Source organism: Ahrensia marina (genome assembly GCF_001293565.1).
Classification (GTDB): Bacteria; Pseudomonadota; Alphaproteobacteria; order Rhizobiales; family Rhizobiaceae; genus Ahrensia; species Ahrensia marina.
This window is the reverse complement of sequence record NZ_JXMU01000009.1, coordinates 13,314-28,964: the sequence shown is the minus strand read 5'-3', so window position 1 is coordinate 28,964 and position 15,651 is coordinate 13,314. Positions and strand designations below refer to the sequence as shown.

Annotated in this window: 16 protein-coding genes and 2 tRNA genes; 3 read left to right on the top strand and 15 right to left on the bottom strand. The window is 50.3% G+C overall.

Annotated features, from left to right (window positions below; genetic code table 11):
* Positions 1-5: 5 nt before the first annotated feature.
* The 3 genes from SU32_RS07050 to SU32_RS07040 form a co-directional block, all read right to left on the bottom strand.
* Entirely contained in the window at positions 6-584 is a 579-nt protein-coding gene (locus tag SU32_RS07050; protein WP_053998654.1) for a NuoB/complex I 20 kDa subunit family protein, read from the bottom strand.
* On the bottom strand, positions 575-940 hold the full coding sequence (locus tag SU32_RS07045; RefSeq protein WP_053998653.1) for an NADH-quinone oxidoreductase subunit A: 366 nt from the start codon (positions 938-940) through the stop codon (positions 575-577). Before SU32_RS07045 ends, SU32_RS07050 begins: the two co-directional genes overlap by 10 nt.
* Before the next feature lie 267 nt (positions 941-1,207).
* Positions 1,208-1,284 (bottom strand) — tRNA-Asp (locus SU32_RS07040).
* A gap of 175 nt (positions 1,285-1,459) precedes the next feature.
* On the opposite strand from SU32_RS07040, the gene SU32_RS07035 reads away from it, so the two are divergent.
* Both SU32_RS07035 and SU32_RS07030 read left to right on the top strand, forming a co-directional pair.
* Positions 1,460-1,535: transfer RNA gene (locus SU32_RS07035), tRNA-Val, on the top strand.
* Positions 1,536-1,642: 107 nt separating this feature from the next.
* Positions 1,643-1,852, top strand: coding sequence for a Flp family type IVb pilin (locus SU32_RS07030; RefSeq protein WP_053998652.1), 210 nt, complete (start codon positions 1,643-1,645; stop codon positions 1,850-1,852).
* An 11-nt stretch (positions 1,853-1,863) separates the two neighbouring features.
* Here the strand turns inward: SU32_RS07030 and SU32_RS07025 are convergent, their stop codons facing one another.
* From SU32_RS07025 to SU32_RS06990, 8 genes are all read right to left on the bottom strand, one after another.
* Positions 1,864-2,430 carry an HD domain-containing protein gene (locus tag SU32_RS07025; RefSeq protein ID WP_053998651.1) on the bottom strand — a complete coding sequence of 189 codons (567 nt, stop codon included), beginning with the start codon at positions 2,428-2,430 and terminating at the stop codon, positions 1,864-1,866.
* A 68-nt stretch (positions 2,431-2,498) separates the two neighbouring features.
* On the bottom strand, positions 2,499-2,774 hold the full coding sequence (locus SU32_RS07020; RefSeq protein ID WP_053998650.1) for an HU family DNA-binding protein: 276 nt from the start codon (positions 2,772-2,774) through the stop codon (positions 2,499-2,501).
* 229 nt (positions 2,775-3,003) lie between these two features.
* The gene (lon, locus tag SU32_RS07015; protein WP_053998649.1) at positions 3,004-5,433 is read right to left on the bottom strand and encodes an endopeptidase La; all 2,430 of its coding nucleotides are present in this window, start codon (positions 5,431-5,433) and stop codon (positions 3,004-3,006) included.
* Positions 5,434-5,671: 238 nt separating this feature from the next.
* A complete protein-coding gene (locus SU32_RS07010) occupies positions 5,672-6,022 on the bottom strand; it encodes an AzlD domain-containing protein (protein WP_053998648.1) in 351 nt (116 codons plus the stop codon).
* Positions 6,019-6,765: an AzlC family ABC transporter permease gene (locus SU32_RS07005; RefSeq protein WP_053998647.1), complete on the bottom strand. Its 747-nt coding sequence runs from the start codon at positions 6,763-6,765 to the stop codon at positions 6,019-6,021. The genes SU32_RS07010 and SU32_RS07005 overlap by 4 nt, the downstream gene beginning before the upstream one ends.
* Positions 6,766-6,847: 82 nt before the next feature.
* On the bottom strand, positions 6,848-9,328 hold the full coding sequence (gene clpA / locus SU32_RS07000; RefSeq protein WP_053998646.1) for an ATP-dependent Clp protease ATP-binding subunit ClpA: 2,481 nt from the start codon (positions 9,326-9,328) through the stop codon (positions 6,848-6,850).
* Positions 9,328-9,696 (bottom strand): ATP-dependent Clp protease adapter ClpS, encoded by a 369-nt coding sequence (gene clpS, locus SU32_RS06995; RefSeq protein ID WP_201454895.1) that lies wholly within the window; start codon positions 9,694-9,696, stop codon positions 9,328-9,330. The genes clpA and clpS overlap by 1 nt, the downstream gene beginning before the upstream one ends.
* A 248-nt stretch (positions 9,697-9,944) precedes the next feature.
* Entirely contained in the window at positions 9,945-10,298 is a 354-nt protein-coding gene (locus SU32_RS06990; protein WP_053998645.1) for a phasin family protein, read from the bottom strand.
* Positions 10,299-10,572: 274 nt separating this feature from the next.
* Here SU32_RS06990 and SU32_RS06985 point away from each other — a divergent pair, with 274 nt between their 5' ends.
* Positions 10,573-11,892 carry a D-alanyl-D-alanine carboxypeptidase family protein gene (locus tag SU32_RS06985; RefSeq protein ID WP_053998644.1) on the top strand — a complete coding sequence of 440 codons (1,320 nt, stop codon included), beginning with the start codon at positions 10,573-10,575 and terminating at the stop codon, positions 11,890-11,892.
* Positions 11,893-11,965: 73 nt separating this feature from the next.
* On the opposite strand, the gene SU32_RS06980 is transcribed toward SU32_RS06985, so the two are convergent.
* From SU32_RS06980 to SU32_RS06965, 4 genes are read right to left on the bottom strand one after another with little or no spacing between them, the layout of a single operon-like run.
* Positions 11,966-12,670: a DnaJ domain-containing protein gene (locus SU32_RS06980; protein ID WP_053998643.1), complete on the bottom strand. Its 705-nt coding sequence runs from the start codon at positions 12,668-12,670 to the stop codon at positions 11,966-11,968.
* Positions 12,670-13,401, bottom strand: coding sequence for a hypothetical protein (locus tag SU32_RS06975; protein ID WP_053998642.1), 732 nt, complete (start codon positions 13,399-13,401; stop codon positions 12,670-12,672). The genes SU32_RS06980 and SU32_RS06975 overlap by 1 nt, the downstream gene beginning before the upstream one ends.
* Positions 13,402-13,437: 36 nt before the next feature.
* On the bottom strand, positions 13,438-13,875 hold the full coding sequence (locus SU32_RS06970) for a DUF1489 family protein (protein WP_053998641.1): 438 nt from the start codon (positions 13,873-13,875) through the stop codon (positions 13,438-13,440).
* Positions 13,876-13,919: 44 nt separating this feature from the next.
* Complete coding sequence (locus tag SU32_RS06965) at positions 13,920-15,320, bottom strand: L-serine ammonia-lyase (RefSeq protein ID WP_053998640.1); 1,401 nt, start codon at positions 15,318-15,320, stop codon at positions 13,920-13,922.
* Positions 15,321-15,651 lie beyond the last annotated feature (331 nt).

Here is a 15,651-nt window from a genome sequence, read left to right as displayed (position 1 = left end):
TAAACCTAGCGTTCGATTGTACCTGTGCGGCGAATTTTCTTCTGCAGCATCAAAATGCCGTAAAGCAGAGCCTCTGCCGTTGGCGGACAGCCCGGCACGTAGATATCAACCGGCACGATGCGGTCACAGCCACGAACCACGGAATATGAATAATGGTAATAACCACCGCCATTGGCACATGACCCCATGGAGATCACATAACGCGGCTCCGGCATCTGGTCATAAACCTTGCGCAGTGCCGGTGCCATCTTGTTGGTCAGCGTGCCCGCAACGATCATCACATCGGACTGGCGCGGCGATGCGCGCGGCGCAACGCCAAAGCGTTCCGCATCATAACGCGGCATGGATGTGTGCATCATTTCAACCGCACAACAGGCCAGCCCAAATGTCATCCACATCAGCGATCCCTGACGGGCCCAGTTGATCAACTCATCCGTCGACGTAACAAGAAAGCCTTTATCGGCCAGTTCATTGTTCATCTCGCCGAAAAACGCATCATCAGCACCAACCGGTTTACCGGTTGACGGATCAATAATGCCTTTTGGCTGCGGCGCTACGAGCGTTTTGTTATCGCTTAATCCCATTCCAGCGCACCTTTTTTCCATTCATAGATGAAGCCAATTGTCAGAATGCCGAGAAAGACCATCATTGACCAAAAGCCGAACATTCCCATTTCGCCGAATGAAACAGCCCACGGAAACAGAAACGCAACTTCAAGGTCGAAAATAATAAAGAGAATTGCGACCAGATAGAACCGCACATCAAACTTCATGCGCGCATCATCAAAGGCGTTGAAACCGCACTCATAGGCGGACAATTTTTCAGGATCCGGATTGCGATACGCAACCAGAAACGGTGCGATCAAAAGTGCGGCGGCGATGCCAATACACACAACCAGAAAAATGATAATGGGCAAATAGGAGGCGACGACTGCGTCCATCTTGTCTTTCCTAAACACTCTCGCTGCAAATGCAGCATGCTTCTTAAGTGATTTTATCACCGGTCTTTTAGGCTGAACGCGCAAAAAACACAAACCAAAACCACAGTATGTGTGGTGGGTTACTGCTATGTTGCGCGTGGTGCAAGACCATATGGGAACAAAATATGTGAGAACTTTTGAATGCAGCCGGTTTAACGGCGCTTATAAGGCCGGCGCGACATTTCGCCCTGCCTTAAACATATGATACTTTAGGAGAAAGGGAGAAAATGGCGCGAGTGACGGGGCTCGAACCCGCGACCTCCGGCGTGACAGGCCGGCACTCTAACCAACTGAGCTACACCCGCGCATTTTCTTGTTGCCAGTCTTGCTGGCGTGGCGGTGATTTAGGCGCTTCTCTAACAAGTGTCAACGGCGAATATTGTAGTTTTTAAAGTTTCTTGCATAGCAAAGAAAAAGTTCATTTCTATGACAAGAAGGGGTTGCGAAAATCAAAATAGATGCGTAGAAGCCGTTTCGTTGGGGCGATTAGCTCAGTTGGTAGAGCGCTTCGTTTACACCGAAGATGTCGGGAGTTCGAGTCTCTCATCGCCCACCAGTCCCCACACAGTGTGTCAGACGTTTTTGTTTCGTTAAGTGTGATTGCTTACGGCGCGTCAATCATTCGGGCCTATAATGGTTTCATAATTGCTATGGAATCCGCAGATGCAGCCCCAAAACCCAGCATTTGCAAGCGCCAAACGCTTTTTAAGCGCGCAAAGCGGTTCGACTGCCGTTGAATACGGGCTCATTATCGGCCTGATTGCACTCGGGCTTGTCGGGCTTTTGTCGCAAATGGGCGACGATCTCAACGAACCGTTCAACTGTAGCAGAGATGTGATTAACGGTCAGGATAAAGCAGAAGTGTGCAAATAGTCCGGCAGGAATCAGTCGTTGATAAAGTCGGCGTCTTCGATCTGCTTTTTTAGCAACGCCCACAATTGTGGGCTGGCATCATTAATCGGCTGATTCTTCAGGAGTATTTTTGCCCGCTTGATATCGTGTGCTGTCCAGCTTTGCCCCTCGCCGGCCAGATTTTGTAAAACCGGCATGATACGGTCACATGCTTTGGCAAATTTTGCTTCCGGCGTTTGAGCCGCTTCAAATTCATGCCACAAGGCCAACAGACGGCTACCGACATCTTCATCCAGCATACCGAAAAGGCGCTCTGCGGCCTTGGTTTCCGCTTCGAACGCGTCCACCCTCGCCTGTTCGTCATAAACGAAAACGTCACCCGCATCGATTTCAACAATGTCGTGGATGAGCAGCATTTGTAAAATTTTCAAACGATCCAGATTTTCCGGCGCGTTCTCCAGAAGAATCATTGCCGCCAAAGTCGTCTGCCAGGAATGTTCGGCAGAATTTTCAAAACGGTCCTCACCCAAAGGCTTGGTTTGACGTAAAACCGACTTTAATTTTTCGCTTTCCAGCAGAAATAAAATTACGTTTTCCATTTTTTCCTACTTTAGAAAAACGAAAGCCCGCGAACATGCGCGGGCTTTCGTGAAAATAGCACTCGAAATTAGCTGTTTACAGCGTCTTTCAAGCCTTTACCCGCAGAAAACTTAGGAACGCGTTTTGCAGGAATATCAACAGGCTGACCTGTCATAGGGTTACGGCCTGTTGTCGCAGCGCGCTGCTGAACAACGAAATTGCCAAAGCCGAGCACACGCACATCGTCGCCGCCCTTCAAAGTTTCTGTAATCACTTCAAAAAGCGCTTCAACGGCTGCTGTCGCATCGCTCTTTGTCATGCCCGCTTTTTCGGCTACGGCGCCGGCCAATTCGTTTTTATTCATTTCATTATCTCCAAGTTCCCATCGTTGCGTATCAACGAATCAAGTTTGCCTAAAGCAATGATTGATAATAGCGGGAATTGCAGCCTAGAGAAATCGAATAGGGCAAAACCCTATATTTTCTGGGGTTTCTGCACCGTTTTCGTACTGAAAAAACAAAAAACGCCGCATGAAGCGGCGTTTTTCAATTGATATAAAGGGCGTTTTTAACACGCCCTTTTAATTTTTCGCATTAATGGGCGAGATTCGCGGCTTCATTAGCCCGCGCGATTCGCAAATCTGCGGCCAAAGCTTCGTCTTCCTCGCTCCATTCAATCGGTTCCGGCTGTTCAACCAGCGCATGTTGCAAGACTTGATCGAGATGAGCCACAGGCACAATCTCGAGAACGTCTTTCACATTGTCCGGAATGTCGGCAAGATCCTTAGTGTTTTCTTCAGGAATAAGCACTTTTTTGATGCCGCCACGAACGGCAGCCAGTAATTTTTCCTTCAATCCACCGATCGGCAGAACCCGTCCGCGCAATGTAATCTCGCCGGTCATTGCGATATCCTTGCGGATTGCGATTCCCGTCAGGATTGACACGATTGACGTTGCCATTGCGATACCTGCGGACGGACCATCTTTCGGCGTTGCACCTTCCGGAACATGAACATGGATGTCACGCTTGTCGAATTGCGTTGGCTTGATTCCGAACTCAATTGCCCGCGAACGCACATAGGACGCCGCTGCAGAAATTGATTCCTTCATCACATCTTTCAAATTGCCGGTGACGGTCATTTTGCCCTTGCCGGGCATGGCCACACCTTCAATGGTCAACAATTCGCCGCCGACTTCTGTCCACGCCAGACCGGTCACAACACCGACACGGTCTTCCGTATCGATTTCACCGTGACGGAATTTCGGCACACCCAGATAATCGTCAAGGTTATTGACAGTCACCCTGACTGTTTTCTTATCAGTACGCAAAATCTCGGTCACAACCTTTCGGCCAAGCTTCATCAACTCGCGTTCCAGAGAACGGACACCGGCTTCACGGGTGTAAAGCTGTACCGTTTTACGCAGCGCTTCTTCATCGACTGAAAACTCGCCATCTTGAAGCGCATTATCCTTGATTGCTTTTGGCAATAAGTGACGTTTTGCGATCTCGATTTTTTCATCTTCCGTGTAACCGGCGATACGGATTATCTCCATACGGTCCATCAATGGGCCCGGGATATTCAGCGTGTTTGCCGTTGTAATGAACATCGTTGATGAAAGATCATATTCAACTTCAAGATAGTGATCCATGAACGCGTTGTTCTGTTCCGGATCGAGAACCTCAAGCATTGCCGATGACGGGTCACCGCGGAAGTCCTGCCCCATTTTGTCGATCTCATCGAGAAGGAACAATGGGTTGGACTTCTTGGCTTTCTTCATCGACTGGATGATCTTGCCCGGCATGGAACCGATATAGGTACGGCGGTGGCCACGGATTTCCGCTTCGTCACGTACACCGCCCAGTGCCATGCGCACAAACTCGCGGCCAGTTGCTTTCGCAATGGATTTACCAAGCGATGTTTTACCCACACCTGGAGGGCCAACAAGACAAAGGATCGGACCTTTGAGTTTGTTGTGACGCTTTTGAACCGCCAAATACTCGATGATACGCTCTTTGACTTTCTCCAAGCCATAATGATCTTCATCCAGCGTTTCCTGCGCTTTGTTCAGATCATATTTGACTTTGGTTTTCTTGTTCCAAGGAATAGAAACCATCCAGTCCATATAATTGCGCACGACAGTCGCCTCAGCGGACATCGGGCTCATCTGCTTGAGCTTTTTCAGCTCGGCATCAACTTTTTCGCGCGCCTCCTTGGTGAACTTTGTCTTGGAGATTTTCTCCTCAAGTTCAGCAAGCTCGCCGCCGCCGTCTTCGCCGTCGCCAAGCTCTTTCTGGATCGCCTTCATCTGCTCGTTGAGATAATATTCGCGCTGCGTCTTCTCCATCTGGCGTTTAACGCGGCTGCGGATACGTTTCTCGACCTGAAGCACGGAAATTTCGGCTTCCATATGGTCAAGTGCTTTTTCAAGACGTGCTTTTGTTGAAGAGGTTTCAAGCAGCGCCTGCTTGTCGGAAATCTTGACAGCAAGGTGCGATGCGACCGTATCCGCCAGTTTGGAGAAATCTTCAATCTGGCCGACAGCGCCGACAACATCAGGCGAAATCTTTTTGTTGAGCTTTACGTAATCCTCAAACTCGGATGCGACAGAGCGCGCAAGCGCTTCCACTTCAATCGGATCCTCATCCAATTCAGGGGTCACAATCGCATCGGCTTCCATGAAATCATCGCTGTTGATGAATTCCGTCACTTCCACGCGGCTGACGCCTTCTACCAGTACTTTTACCGTATTGTCCGGCAGCTTGAGAAGCTGAAGCACATTGGCAAGCGTGCCATGTTTGTAAATGTCATCACCTGAAGGGTCGTCGTCACCAGCATCGAGCTGTGTGACCAACAAAATCTGGCGATCATTTTCCATCACGTCTTCAAGCGCGCGGATCGATTTGTCACGCCCGACAAATAGCGGGACGATCATATGCGGAAAAACAACAATGTCGCGCAATGGTAAAACGGCATAACGCCCGTCAGAACCACCCGCAGTTGTTTCCACGATTTGGTCACTCATAGTCTATCCTTTCGTGCCTTTCGGCAGATATCAGAAACACATGCAAAATAGCCCTGTGTCCTGTCATATAATGCACAGGCGCAAGCCGATAATAAGGCATTGCGGAAGCGCATCAGTGTAATTGGAATTTCAAACACCTGTTTTCAAGGATTTCAAATGCCTTTGCACACGAATCATCGGCTTATTCTGCCCTATTCCACTGTTTATGCAAAGATTCGCCAACTTTATGCAGTTTTGACTAAATATCGAGCACTATACCCGCTGACAGAACAACGAGCGCTGCCAGCACACCCAACCCCACATGACGGCCGATAAAAATATAGGTGCTAAAGCCCGTAAGTGCTGCTGCTATTCGCAATAACACCGGTGTTTCAGACAATGTGCCGGACGGGAAAATAATCAATTGCGCGATAACAGCCGCCACCAGCGCTGTTGCCACAGACCTGATGTAAACCAGAATTTCGGAGGTTTCATCAATCCGGTTGCCCATCAACACGCCAAGCCAGCGCCACATATCCGTAGCAAGCCATCCTGCGATAAGAATAAAGGCCAGTGGCCACCACCAGCTATCAATTGCATCAAAGGTCATGTCTCACCCTTTGCATTGCGCGCACGCATAAAACGCCCGATGAAATAGGCAATAGTGCCACCGATAAAGCCGGTCGCTAGAAGGTCCAATCCCGGTAAGTTCAGATAGAAAAACGGGCCCATCAGGAGACCGACAACCATGGCGATTTTGCCCGTTGTCTCCCGCGCCGATCCCCATAATGAAGTTAGAAAGTAGATTGGCGTCAGAAAGAACAGAACGCCCAGTACCTGCGGCGGAAAGCTGTTGGCAGACAGATAAACGCCCAGCACCACAAACTGATTGATCAATGTTATCGTGCCGCCCAAGCCGCCGAAATAATATGTTCTGTACTGTTTAGGCACATCTTTGAAACGCCTGAGCGCAATCACCCATGCCGTAATGGCGATGAAATGCGACAGTAAAAGCAAAACCCATGTGCGTGTTTTCTTTGTCCGCATTTCCGGTATCAAGGCAATCGCCATCGGCATCATACGTGCAGATGAAAGCGTTACAGCGATAAAAGCCGCAATCAGTGTCGCACCGTTGGCTATGGCGGTGATTAAAACCACACAGGCAGGCAGCGCCCAAATTGTCGATGTCATGACCAATGCCTGAAGCATTGTAATGCCGTTTTCCCGGGCAAGCCCCGCAAAGCCGACAAAAGCGCACATCAAAAGAAATGTCGGCAGGCAGATCGCTTCACGCATGCCTTTAAGAAGCCAATAGCGACCTGATTTTTCGGGATTAAGCGATTCCTCGTTCATAGCTCTTCGCTATCATGATTATCGCGCACGTCCATGAAAAAAGCGCCGGATCAATGTCCGGCGCCTTTCTGACTTTTATATTTTATTTGCGTGGCACCTTTGGCACGCTGGAACGGCCTTTGGTACCGCCACCGCCATTGTCTTTGTCATCCTTTGGTGTCTTTTTGGATGAACTTGCCGCTGGTTTGCGTTTCGCAGGTGTTTTAGTCGCCGTTTTCGCTTTCGCGCCTGCCTTCGCAGTCACTTCCGATTTCGGCTTTATCGGCTCCTGATCGGCTACCGTGTCGAGTTTCAATTTCTCAACACCGCTTTCATCTTTCTCAACACCAACCTTAACGGTGCCGCCCTCTTTCAAGCTGCCAAATAGCAGCTCTTCAGCCAGCGGCTTTTTGATGTGTTCCTGAATGACGCGGGCCAGCGGACGCGCGCCCATGCGCTCGTCATAACCTTTCTTCGCAAGCCAGGCGATTGCCGGTTTCGAAAGATCAAACACGACATTGCGGTCAGCCAGTTGCGCCTCAAGCTGCATGACGAACTTCTGCACCACTTTGTGGATAACAGGCACCGGCAGCGGACCGAACGGAATAATCGCATCCAAGCGGTTGCGGAATTCCGGTGTGAACAACCGGTTGATGGCTTCAACATCATCGCCTTCACGCTTGGTAGAGCCAAAGCCGATAGCATTTTTAGCCGCATCAGAAGCGCCCGCATTGGTGGTCATGATTATCACCACATTGCGGAAATTGACTTCCTTACCGTTATTATCTGTCAGTTTGCCGTGATCCATCACCTGCAACAAAATGTTAAACAGGTCCGGATGCGCTTTCTCGATTTCATCAAGCAACAGCACACAATGCGGGTTCTGGTCGACGCCGTCGGTGAGCAAGCCGCCCTGATCAAAGCCGACATAGCCGGGAGGCGCACCGATCAAGCGTGATACAGTGTGGCGCTCCATATATTCGGACATATCGAAACGCAGCAGTTTAACGCCGAGCGATGACGCCAATTGATTGGCGACTTCTGTTTTACCAACGCCAGTCGGGCCGGAGAACAAATAAGAACCGATCGGCTTTTCAACTTCGCGCAGACCTGCCCGAGCCAGTTTAATCGACGATGACAGCGATTCAATCGCCAGATCCTGACCGTAGACAACGCGTTTCAGTTCTTTTTCAAGACCGAACAGCACCTTCTCGTCATCTTTCGAGACAGATTTCGGCGGGATTCTCGCAATTGTTGCAATGGTCTCTTCAATATCGGCCACATCAATCACTTTTTTGCGCTTCTTGGCCGAGACCAGCATTTGCCGCGCGCCGGTTTCATCGATCACGTCAATCGCTTTATCCGGCAGTTTACGGTCGTTGATATAACGCGCAGACAGTTCAACCGACGCTTTAACCGCTTCATCCGTATATTCGAGGTTGTGATAATCCTCGAAATAAGGTTTCAGGCCGCGCATAATATCGATTGCATCTTCGATGCTTGGTTCTTTGACATCAATTTTCTGGAACCGGCGCACAAGCGCGCGGTCTTTTTCAAAGAAGTTGCGGAACTCTTTGTAAGTCGTGGAACCGATACAGCGGATTGAACCCGATGACAGCGCTGGTTTTAGCAGGTTAGACGCATCCATTGCGCCGCCTGATGTTGCACCGGCACCAATGACAGTATGAATTTCGTCAATGAACAGAACCGCGCCCGGAAAATCTTCCAGCTCTTTGACAACTTGCTTCAAGCGCTCTTCAAAATCACCGCGATAACGTGTTCCGGCAATCAACGCGCCCATATCGAGCGAGAAGATCGTGTCGTCTTCAAGCACTTCCGGCACTTCACCGTCGACAATACGCTTGGCCAAACCTTCGGCGATCGCCGTTTTACCGACGCCCGGATCACCGACATAAAGCGGGTTGTTCTTTGACCGGCGGCACAATACCTGAATTGTACGGTCAATTTCTTCACTGCGGCCGATCAAAACGTCAATTTTACCGGCGCGTGCTTTCGCATTCAGGTCAACACAATAAGCTGACAAAGCACTTTCGGCTTTCTTGGCACCGTCTTCACTTTCGCCCTGCCCGATATTCGGGCTGCCTTCTTCCGCACCGTCCGGTGTACGTGCCACCGAAGCGCCGGGACGTTTGGCGATACCGTGCGCGATATAATTGACCGCATCGTAGCGGGTCATGTTCTGCTCCTGCAGAAAATACGCTGCATGACTTTCACGTTCAGCAAAAATCGCGACAAGCACATTCGCGCCGGTGACTTCTTCGCGGCCGGATGACTGCACATGGATGACCGCACGTTGAATAACGCGCTGGAAACCGGCTGTCGGCTTGGCATCTTCGTCATAACCGGTCGCAAGATTGGCCAGTTCATTATCAACATATTCAAAAAGCGTGCGGCGCAAAGCGTCCACATCAACATTGCAGGCATCAAGAACTGATTTGGCGTCGGAATCGTCAATGAGCGCCAATAGCAAGTGTTCAAGCGTTGCATATTCATGCTCGCGCTCGCTTGCCAGTGTCAGTGCCTGATGAAGGGCTTTTTCCAGACTTTGGGTAAATGCCGGCATTATTTTTTCTCCATCACACACTGTAGGGGGTGCTGGTTTTGACGCGCAAAATCCATCACCTGTGTTACTTTCGTCTCGGCAACCTCATAGGTAAATACACCACACTCACCGACACCGTATTGATGAACATGCAACATGATTTGCGTCGCCTGGTCACGATTTTTCTGAAAAAATCTTTCCAGCACATGAACAACGAATTCCATTGGTGTGAAATCGTCGTTCAGCAAAAGCACGCGATACATGTTCGGTTTCTTCAGCTTTTTCTCAGTGCGCGTGATGACGCCCGTTCCACGGCCACCATCTGTCGCATTGTCGTCGTCCTCATTGTCAGGACCAAGCGTTATTGAAACCAGTTCATCATATTTCATAGTCAGCAAAAGTTTTACTCGGCTTAAATCACTTGTTGTTGCGCGTATTATGTAGGCACTTGTGAACCGATTTTAAGCCCCATATTCAATCACGCAAGCGTGAGCTTCATTTTCCCGCAAGATTGATTGAAACGCCCGCTATTTTCGCACGAATTTACGACCATATCTTGCCCAAAAAGCAAAACCCGCCTGCTCTATCGAACAGACGGGCCAACTCTCAAACCGAAGCGCCCAGCGCTTCAGGATAATTATTTAGTTGTTTTTGCAGCCGGTGTAGCAGCAGCAGGAACAAATGCTTCGAAAGGCTGGAAAGCTTCTTTCGCAACATTCATGTAAAGCTCAGACATTTTTGTCGCCTGCGCAACCATCGCTTCATAAGCGGATTTCGCATATTCTGTCTGAACTTCCATTGCTTTTTCGACTGATTTAGTTGCAGTCAGTTTTTCAAAAGCAGCTGTACCAGTTTCGTACTGGGACTTGGAGAAGTCTGTTGCTTCTGCTGCAATTGTCTGCATGCCTTTTGTCAAAGATGCATATGATTTAAGTGATGAATCCATCACTTCTTTGTTTGTTTTGCTAATTTCTTCGAATGACTTGATCATGGGAGTGACCTTTCAGATTGGGTTCTAAGTATCGACGAGATACGAATCCGCTCTCGTTACGGAATGACTTAGTGTGCACCGCACAAAATTTCAAGTGTTATTTTGCTGCAATGCACCAAAGCCCTCTTTTTTTGCTATTTTTATTCAAAACCGTCTCAAATTGGGCAGGAATTGTTGATCATAAACGGATTGGTAACCCTGTTCGGCTAGGTTTTGGAAAGTAATGGCATCAAAAGCCAGTGTTTGAGTTAAGTGTAAAAAGTGTGAGTTAATCGTGTATCAGTCATCAGACCGTCCGACGTCCTTCGCCAAATCTTCAAAGTTCAAAGTCATAGCCGCCGTGCTTGTCGCGTTCTTTGTCGCTGCGCCGCTTAGTCAAGCACACGCAAACTCGAAATATGCCGGCATCGTAATTGATGCCCGCACAGGCAAAACGCTTTATGATTATAAAGCGGACCAGAAGCGCTACCCTGCATCCCTGACCAAAATGATGACGCTTTACATGATGTTTGAAGCCATGAAGCAGGGCAAAATGAAGAAATCGACGAAAATTCGCATTTCCAACCACGCTGCATCGATGGTGCCTTCCAAACTTGGCATTAAGCCGGGAGGCTCCTTGACTGCCGAGCAGGCCATTTATGCGCTCGTGACCAAGTCCGCCAATGATGTTGCTGCGGCTGTGGGCGAACATCTTGCAGGCACAGAAAGCAATTTCGGCGTGATGATGACCCGCAAGGCACGCCAGCTGGGCATGAAGTCAACAACATTCCGCAATGCTTCCGGCCTTCCAGATTCCCGTCAGGTAACAACAGCGCGTGATATGGCGCGCCTTGGTATTGCTTTGCAGGAACACTACCCACGTGAATTCTCGTACTTCAAAACGCGCAGCTTCAAATTTGGCCGTTCAACCTTTGGCAACCACAACCGCTTGCTAGGTAAAATCAAAGGCGTTGACGGTATCAAAACAGGCTACACCCGCGCATCAGGCTTTAACCTTGTTTCCTCTGTAAACACAGGCGGACGCAGTATTGTCGCTGTGGTACTGGGCGGGCGCACCGGCAACTCCCGTAACGCACAGATGCAGAAGCTTATCGGCCAGTATCTTGGCAAAGCTTCGCGCCGCGGCGGTGGCAATTTGATTGCAAAGGTCGGACCGTCCCAGTTCTCAGCGCCTGTTCAGGCCGGCATTGCAAGCTTTGCGCCTTCCCAATTGCCAATCCCTTCCCTGTCGCAGCGCTCGCCCGCGCCTCAAGAAACAGAAGAAGCGGTTGCCGTTGCTTATGCTCCCGTTCCGAAGCCAAAAGTAAATGTGGACAGCGGCATCACAACAGCGTCGATCAAGCCGCGTTCAGGCTGGGTCATTCAGATTGCGGCGCTGGACAGCCAGGCGCTTGCTCTTAATTATTTGCGTGATGCACAGGCAAAGGCATCCTCTGTGCTGAACGCCCGCGACCCGTTTGTTGAAGTTTTCAAAAAAGGCAACGCAACATATCACCGTGCCCGCTTTGCAGGCTTTGCGTCCAAATCCGAAGCGTGGGATACTTGTTCAGCGCTCAAACGTTATGATTATGCCTGCATGGCATACCAGAAATAATCTGCTTGTTCTTGCTTGAGCGGATGCGTTTTATCCGCTCAGGTTTTTAAATTCTGAACCCGTGTATTTAGTATCAGGATCCGTCTTCATGCGCTCGCAACAAAAAGTCCTTCGCCTCGTTAACCCGCTGCGCCAAAAACGCGCTTCCGCCGACATCGGGGTGAACGCGCTGCATCAAGCTTCGATGCGCCTTTCGGATTTGCACAGCGGACGCTCCCTCCTCAATGCCAAGGATCTGATAGGCTTCCTGATGTGTCATGGCTCCAGACTGAGCCGTGCCAGCGCTCCGCGCGCCCGCGTCCGCCTCAAAGTTGTCTCGCCACTCCGGCATGCGGCGGTCAAGATACGCCTCTAGCAATTGCATACTTTCATGGTCGCCGGACATTTCAGCGGCCAGAACAAGCAAAGCGTCATCGCTTAGTTCGTCAAGCACATCGCCCTCATGGCTCCCGGCAAGCACAACGCCGTTCATTGCCCCGGTATCATGATCCAGCATCATCTCCAGCATGGCCGTGCGCACCGTCGATTGCTGTCCCTTGGCTTTGCTGACACCGCTATATTTTCGAAGGCGGGAAAACAGCGCAAAAGCCAGCATGATCATAGGTCCGCCGATTGCTACCCTTCCCGCAAGGCTTAGAATAATGCCGAGGGCACCCAGCACAATCGGTCCGGCGATACGCAAAACCCTTGCGATCTGCGACGGCTGCGCATTCAGTGCATAAATGCCCAGTAAAATTGCAATGCCAATAACGCCAATAAGTACCAGAAGAATGGTCATTATCTTCTTCCACCCGTCAGCTTTTCCAACAGTATCCGGTCCGATTTTGCGCCACGAAGCTGCAATGCCTTGATACCGCCTGTTGCATAGACTGCAATCGAGGACAGTAAATCCTTCAAGACATTGGGCGCGTTGCGGTCAAACCGGAACCAGCCGCCCGATGATAGCCGCGCAACTTCTTTGAACGTCGCCTCTGCCATTGCGTTATGGCCTTCCTGAAAAACAAAGACCGGCACCTTGTGCATACCCAGCTTGGCGGCTGAATGGCCTAAATCATCAGGGTTTTCTTCCATCGCATCGCCAATATATACCAGTGCATTGATCGGCATGTTCGCATTTTCGTCAATCGCGTGCTTCAAAACTTTATTCACTTGCGTGTGACCGGCCCTGCAATCAATCTTGCTCATCATCGTTGCCAGTTCATCACCGGAACGCACCCAGCGCGACGCGCGGCATTCGCCGTTGCCGCGAAAATAGACCAATTGCATGGATAAAGGCGTCGACTTACCGACGGCTTTGAACATCTCGCCCTGAATATGACAGGCCATATCCCAGGTTGGCTGCCTGCTCATTGTGGCATCCAGCGAAAGCACAACCCTGCCCTTCGCACCGTTTGCGGCATTCTTGGCCTGACTAAGAAACGCGCTGATTTCAGACGCGCTTGATTTTGCGACTGCACCGCCTTTTACAGTCGTCGGTTTCAAAACATTATTTTTAGAGCGCTCTTTCATAATTATAAAATGGCGCTCCTGTTTGCAGATGCAAGATTAAATAAGGCCAAGGTCTGCCAACTCAGCGCGCATTTCCTCCGGCATATCTGAAATTTCAGTTTCACCGGAACTAAGATCACGCGGTGTATCTTCCGCTTTGAAGTACCGCCAGCCCTGAAAAGGCCGTTTTGGCTGGTGCGCAGTCAGCACCAGTTCAGGACTCATCACGATATCACAGCGCGATATGCCTTCATTGTCTTTGAATGTACGCAGGTCGATAATTTTCTGGCGGCACTGAACGCGGCTTTTGATAACCCAATAAAGCGAACCCTCACCGATAATTTCATCGGCCCGCTTGGGAGACATGCGTGTGGTATGCACCATTTCTATGGGCTGACCCGCAGCCTTCAACCGCTTTTTACGGCGTTCGATAGACTGCGCAAGATCGTCAACTGTTTCCACGCCGACGCATAATTTGATGAGGTTTAAAGCCATTTATTTAGAATGGGCATCTGCCGGTGAAAATCAATGGCACGCCGTTAACAAGCCACAACATTCACAGCCAAACCGCCCTGACTGGTTTCTTTATATTTTTCATCCATATCACGGCCGGTCTGCCGCATGGTTTCGACACATGTATCAAGCGAGACAATATGTTCTCCGTCACCCATCAGCGCCAGCGAGGCCGCCGTGACCGCTTTAACTGCACCAAGACCGTTGCGCTCGATGCAAGGCACTTGCACAAGACCCGCAACCGGATCGCATGTCATGCCAAGATGATGCTCAAGCGCGATTTCCGCCGCGTTCTCAATTTGCTCAGGCGTGCCGCCCATAATTGCCGCGATACCGGCTGCGGCCATGGCCGAAGCGGAGCCTACCTCACCCTGACAGCCGACCTCTGCGCCGGAAATTGATGCATTGTGCTTGATCAGGCCGCCGATTGCTGCCGATGTGAGCAGGAATGTGCGGATATCCTCGGTTTTGATATTGTCATGAAACCGTGTGATGAATTTTAAAACTGCCGGAACGACACCCGCAGCACCGTTGGTTGGCGCTGTGACAACACGGCCGCCGGCCGCATTTTCCTCATTGACCGCCATGGCATAAACATTAAGCCAGTCATTGGCTTCCAGCGGATTGAACTTATTGGACAAGCGCCGGTTATCCAGACGCTCTGCCAATTGTGCCGCACGGCGACGAACCTTCAAGCCGCCCGGCAATGTGCCGCTTTCGCTCATGCCGCGCTCGATGCACCCGTCCATTGCGGACCAGATACCATCGAGTTTTGCGTTTAATTCGCGCTCATCCATGCGGCAAAGCTCGTTTTCACGCTTCATCGCCGCGATGGACTTGCCCGATTTTTTCGCCATGGCCATCATTTCATCGGCCGTTTTGAAAGGAAAAGGCACTTCGGGCGCCGGTTCCGGCACCGCGATATTGTCCAGCTTGGCCAGTTCTTCTTCGGTCACGACAAAGCCGCCGCCGATAGAATAATAAACACGGCGCAGCAAAGTGCGGCCATCTGCATCATAAGCGCTGAAGGAAAGCCCGTTTGCGTGCCCCGGCAAAGCTTCTTTTTTGTCAAAGACAAGATCGGTTTTCGGGTCAAAGTCATAGGCGGGATGCCCGTCAGGTCTAACTTTTCCCGTTTTATTAATTTCGGCAATGATCTTTTCGATATCGTTCGGATCTATTTCAGCGGGCAAATAACCGGCCAACCCAAGCATGACGGCACGGTCTGTCGCATGGCCAACGCCGGTAAAGGCCAGTGATCCATGCAGGGACGCGCCAAGACGTGTAATTTGCGCATTTTGAGGTTTCGGCCAGCTTCCTGAAAGGATTTCCTCAAGAAAGCGTGCTGCCGCCGTCATTGGCCCCATCGTGTGTGACGAGCTGGGCCCGATACCAATTTTATAAAGATCAAAGACGGACAAAAACATGCACAAACTCCGGTTGTTAGTCTAACCTAGATCAAGCTTGCTGAAAGTCATGCTATTTGTCGACATGCGCTGGCAGGAGCGCGACATAAAATAAATCTACCGGTTTAGGAGGCCGGTTGTGCTGCTGTTGCAGCAACTTCAGTACCCGAGCCGCTCAGCATAGCTACAATGCAAACCAACACGATGAAAATGCCAAGAGCCCATGCAGTGATATTCCAGCAAGGTTTCTCTACACGATCTTCCATATGAACTGTGCCCATAAATGATTTCAACCTAATACAACACGTTTGAAAAAATGTCGTGGGGACGGCGTATATGCCTGCGAACCTTA

Excerpts from the sequence above, each read along its gene's own strand:
- SU32_RS07050 (WP_053998654.1), bottom strand. The coding sequence starts at position 584 with ATGGGATTAAGCGATAACAAAACGCTCGTAGCGCCGCAGCCAAAAGGC.
- SU32_RS07045 (WP_053998653.1), bottom strand. The coding sequence starts at position 940 with ATGGACGCAGTCGTCGCCTCCTATTTGCCCATTATCATTTTTCTGGTT.
- SU32_RS07030 (WP_053998652.1), top strand. The coding sequence starts at position 1,643 with ATGCAGCCCCAAAACCCAGCATTTGCAAGCGCCAAACGCTTTTTAAGC.
- SU32_RS07025 (WP_053998651.1), bottom strand. The coding sequence starts at position 2,430 with ATGGAAAACGTAATTTTATTTCTGCTGGAAAGCGAAAAATTAAAGTCG.
- SU32_RS07020 (WP_053998650.1), bottom strand. The coding sequence starts at position 2,774 with ATGAATAAAAACGAATTGGCCGGCGCCGTAGCCGAAAAAGCGGGCATG.
- lon (WP_053998649.1), bottom strand. The coding sequence starts at position 5,433 with ATGAGTGACCAAATCGTGGAAACAACTGCGGGTGGTTCTGACGGGCGT.
- SU32_RS07010 (WP_053998648.1), bottom strand. The coding sequence starts at position 6,022 with ATGACCTTTGATGCAATTGATAGCTGGTGGTGGCCACTGGCCTTTATT.
- SU32_RS07005 (WP_053998647.1), bottom strand. The coding sequence starts at position 6,765 with ATGAACGAGGAATCGCTTAATCCCGAAAAATCAGGTCGCTATTGGCTT.
- clpA (WP_053998646.1), bottom strand. The coding sequence starts at position 9,328 with ATGCCGGCATTTACCCAAAGTCTGGAAAAAGCCCTTCATCAGGCACTG.
- clpS (WP_201454895.1), bottom strand. The coding sequence starts at position 9,696 with ATGAAATATGATGAACTGGTTTCAATAACGCTTGGTCCTGACAATGAG.
- SU32_RS06990 (WP_053998645.1), bottom strand. The coding sequence starts at position 10,298 with ATGATCAAGTCATTCGAAGAAATTAGCAAAACAAACAAAGAAGTGATG.
- SU32_RS06980 (WP_053998643.1), bottom strand. The coding sequence starts at position 12,670 with ATGACCATTCTTCTGGTACTTATTGGCGTTATTGGCATTGCAATTTTA.
- SU32_RS06975 (WP_053998642.1), bottom strand. The coding sequence starts at position 13,401 with ATGAAAGAGCGCTCTAAAAATAATGTTTTGAAACCGACGACTGTAAAA.
- SU32_RS06970 (WP_053998641.1), bottom strand. The coding sequence starts at position 13,875 with ATGGCTTTAAACCTCATCAAATTATGCGTCGGCGTGGAAACAGTTGAC.
- SU32_RS06965 (WP_053998640.1), bottom strand. The coding sequence starts at position 15,320 with ATGTTTTTGTCCGTCTTTGATCTTTATAAAATTGGTATCGGGCCCAGC.